We start from the raw sequence: 4,371 nt of genomic DNA, 5'->3' as shown, positions 1-4,371 counted from the left end.
AGGGAATTCCAGCAACACTATGGATTAGAGGTTACTGGGAAAGCAGATACTATTACTCAAGCAAAGATTGATGAAGTTTTTAACAGTCCACTCCAATTCGACAAACGGCATGAGGACCTTCTTGAGATTAAGCGTATATTAAACGCAAACGGTTATGGTGGAATTACTGTAACAGACTATTTTGGTAGTTTCACAGAACGTCGCGTGAAAGAGTTTCAGAGGGATCACGGATTACCGGTAAGTGGAATCATTGATGAGATAACTCTTGAAAAGATTCTAGCCCTAAAACCGACACCTACAGCAGATGAATTTGAGTTTGGAGATAGGCACCCGCTAATAATAGAGCTGAAACATAAGCTAAATCGAATTGGATTTGGTTATATAACCGTAACAGACTATTACGGAGATTTCACCACAAGGCGTGTTAGGGAATTCCAGCAACACTATGGATTAGAGGTTACTGGGAAAGTAGATACTATTACTCAAGCAAAGATTGATGAAGTTTTTAATAGTCCTCTTCAAGTTGGTAAACGTCATGATGACTTATTATTGGTTAAGGAAAAACTAAACGCAAATGGTTATGGTGGTATTACCATAACAGATTATTTTGGTAGTTTCACAGAACGTCGTGTGAAAGAGTTTCAAAGGGATAACGGATTACCGGAGAGTGGAATTATTGATGAAAAAACGCTTGAACTTATTAATGCCTTACAAGTATCCAGAGAAATAATTACCTATACTCAATACAACCTTACTTTACAGGAGGCAATACAAAGACAGCTGAACTTAAGTATTCCTCCACAAACTGATAAATATAAGAACCAACCGGCCTATGTTCATGGAGGTTTTGTTGAGATAAAAGGAAAAATTACTGGATCTAGTGTTAGGATTCGTTCTGCACCACATTTTGATGATACACTTTTGTATTATTTACCTAATGGGACTGACATTATCATCCAAGGTAAAACCAAAGGAGCGCTTTATAATGGAAGTGATCAATGGTATAGAATCACTCATAATGGTGATACATCATTCGTTCACACAACATTAGCAGAAATACAAAGCGCGAAAACAACCTCAGGTCTCAATGTTCGAGCAGAAACTAATACAAACAGCCATATCTATACAACTTTAAGCAAAGATACATCCATATCTATAAGAGAAATTGGGGATATTTGGCATGAAATAAGTCTAGGATCATGGAGAAATGCCACCCGTGAAGATTTCTCACCATTCATTGATCCAAATAAAAATGATATATTTCAACATTTAGTTTTGGACCATAGATCTGGAGTTTCATTATCACAGTTAAATAACGTTCTTTTTGGAAGAGGAACATTGGAAGGCATGGGAGAACATTTCTTGGAGGCAGGAAGACAACACTCAGTAAATGAAATCTATTTAATTGCACATGCTTTACTTGAAACTGGTGCTGGAACCCCCCTTGAATCGCAACTATCAAGAGGGGTATTAGTAGGAAAGAATTCTAATGGCAATCCGGTACTAGTAACATCAACAAATAGAGACTCTCTAAGTGAAATAAGAACAGTGTATAATATGTATGGAATTGGTGCGAATGACTCAGATGCTCACAGACTAGGTGCAATTAGAGCATACAATGAAGAATGGTTCTCTAAAAAGGAAGCAATAATTGGTGGTGCAGCTTTTATTTCCAATGATTACTTTGCGAGAGGACAAAATACAATTTATAAGATGAGATGGAATCATAAATATCTCAACGCTCAAGGTTGGTATCCTCAATATGCAACAGATATGGGATGGGCAGTTAAACAAGTTCCGAGAATTAAAAGTTTATATAATCAATTAAATAATCCAACACTTCATTTTGATATCGTTCAATATAATTAACAATACAAGGTATGCTCCCATTTATTGGGGGCATGCTTTTTAATGTTTATAATAAAATCAATCAATAGTTATTTAGTCTATTGTTTAGAATCTTCATAAACTGTTAATTAATTTAGATATACACTTTAAGGTGAAATGTGTAAATAAAACATACCTTATGTAATATTACCTATTTTAATCCACAAAATTTTTTAGTATAGTTATTATTGATTGTGAAATTATTATCCATATGATATTGTTGAAACATTTGTTCACTGAAGTCGTCTCATAAAAATAATAGAAGTTAAAACTCTGGTGATTAATCCGTTTAAAGGAGAGGTATGTGTAATGCCTAACAGTAGTGAATTAAAAAGTCATAAATCATTTATTATCTTTGTGGATTTACTTTGTATTTTAGCAGCATATGTTAGTGCATTCTATATAAGATACCTAGGTTTTCCACAACGAAATTGGGAATCATTTATTTCTTTATTACCTTGGATATTATTAATTGGATTGTTTTTTATTGCAGTTTATGAATTATATGCATTAGATCGAAAAACAACCTTTTGGGATATACTTGTTAAAGTAGTTATTGCTGTAATTTTTATGGCATTTTTAACGATGGCAGCGTCATATTTATTTAGGCAGTTTGCAATGCCGCGATCTGTTATATTAATTGCCACTATTTTTATACCAATTTTTTTACTTATATTTAAAATGTTATACCTCAAGTTAACTCGGGGGAATATAGTTGGTAAAGTTTTATTAATTGGTGATGATCAAAATACCCAAAAGTTAATATCTAAAATAAAACACCCCATGTTAAAAGGTACTAGAGTGAAACATATTCAACCTAATACGACAATTGAAAAGGTGGATCAATATTTACAACAAGTAGATTATGTAGTTCTATGTCCAGACATAAGCAAAGAAACTAAATCACAGATAATTTATCATGCAATGGAGAGTAACAAGGTCGTATATGTTATACCATCCCTATATGATTTGCTATTGCATAGGGCAAGTGTTTCACCACTTGATGATACTTTGGTCATGACAGTTAAGCCGTTCGGTCTAACATTTGATCAAGTAATGATCAAAAGAATATTTGATTTAGTATCAGCTGCAATTATTTTACTACTAATATCTCCTTTGTTGTTTCTACTTGCTATCATAGTAAAATTAGAAGACTCGAAAGGAAGTATTATATATAAACAAGAAAGATATGGAAAAAACAATAAACCGTTTACTATATATAAATTCCGTTCGATGATTGAAGGGGCAGAAAGTAAAACTGGTCCAGTATTAGCTATAGAAAACGATGATAGAATTACCAAGGTTGGGAAGTTTATGCGGGCTACGAGACTAGATGAACTCCCACAACTTTTTAATGTGTTGAAAGGTGATATGTCACTAGTTGGTCCGAGACCAGAACGTGGATTCTTTATTAAACAACTTACAAAAGAGTTCTATCATTATGGCTACCGTAATACAGTTCAGCCAGGAATTACTGGATATGCTCAAATTATGGGGAAATATAGTACTGAGGTTGAAGATAAGTTGCGTTTTGATTTATATTATATCCGAAACTATAGCTTCTGGTTGGATATAGTTATCTTATTAAAGACGTTCATTGTTTTATTAGATAAAACCAAAGCTGAAGGAACTGAAGATAAGAATGATAAGAAAAAACTATCCTCCAAAAAGATAGGAGAGGTAAAATAAAAAAAGTCACAGGTCATAAATGATCTGTGACTTTTTTTGCTGTATTCACTTTATTGATGAGGTGTTGTAAACGTTAAACTAGAATCAACAGTTTTACACAAATAAGAGTAAACAGAATTCAACAAATAAGATTAAACAGTTTACCTTAATTAGTTCACTTTCTATATACTTTAATTAGTCTATAGGAGAGTGAGGAACAGGAAGTGGAAAGGTTGCTAATATACAAAGAAGTTCATAGGCTTCGCGGGGAAGGTTTTTCTAACAGTGCGATTGCCAAAAAGCTAAAGATTTCAAGGAATAGAGTTATTGAATACGGAAAAATGACTCCAGAAGAATTTTATCTATTTGCCATCTCCTTACAGAGTAGAAGTAAAAAGCTTGACCCTTTTCGGGAGGAAATCTTGGGGTGGATCAAAGAACATCCCGATCTATCAGGAGCTCAAGTATTTGACTGGTTGGAGGATAAGCTGAACGTCACCGCTGTCACTGAGGGAACCGTAAGGAATTATGTGAATGATATTCGAGAGGCTTACCATATTCCGAAAGTGTTATCTGAGAGGGAGTTTAGTGCAGTTCCTGATCTACCTATGGGGTTGCAGATACAAGTGGACTTCGGACAAATAAGACTCCCAACTACAGATGGGAAATACAAAAGACTTTACTTTATTGGATTCGTGCTAGCACATTCCAGATACAAATACGTAGAGTGGTTAGACCGGCCATTTAGATCAAATGATCTTATCCGAATGCACGAAAATGCCTTCCGCTTTTATGGAGGAATGTCCATTGAAATAG

The 4,371-nt window shown here is 34.2% G+C and carries 3 protein-coding genes; all 3 read left to right on the top strand.

The genetic code is table 11. The features are described from left to right. On the top strand, nt 1-1,869 hold a 1,869-nt coding region (locus KS419_RS17070; RefSeq protein ID WP_217067603.1), incomplete at its 5' end, for a peptidoglycan-binding protein. 327 nt (nt 1,870-2,196) lie between these two features. Beyond that, on the top strand, nt 2,197-3,576 hold the full coding sequence (locus tag KS419_RS17065; protein WP_217067602.1) for a sugar transferase: 1,380 nt from the start codon (nt 2,197-2,199) through the stop codon (nt 3,574-3,576). 212 nt (nt 3,577-3,788) lie between these two features. Then, the coding region (locus tag KS419_RS17060) for a transposase (RefSeq protein ID WP_484840035.1) at nt 3,789-4,371 on the top strand (583 nt) is incomplete at its 3' end.

It is taken from the genome of Evansella tamaricis (assembly GCF_019042215.1).
Classification (GTDB): domain Bacteria; phylum Bacillota; class Bacilli; order Bacillales; family Salisediminibacteriaceae; genus Evansella; species Evansella tamaricis.
The sequence above is the reverse complement of the archived record's forward strand: the minus strand, read 5'-3'. Positions and strand labels throughout refer to the sequence as shown.

Bases quoted from the DNA above. Each gene is read 5' to 3' on its own strand.
- KS419_RS17065 (WP_217067602.1), top strand. From the start codon at position 2,197: ATGCCTAACAGTAGTGAATTAAAAAGTCATAAATCATTTATTATCTTT.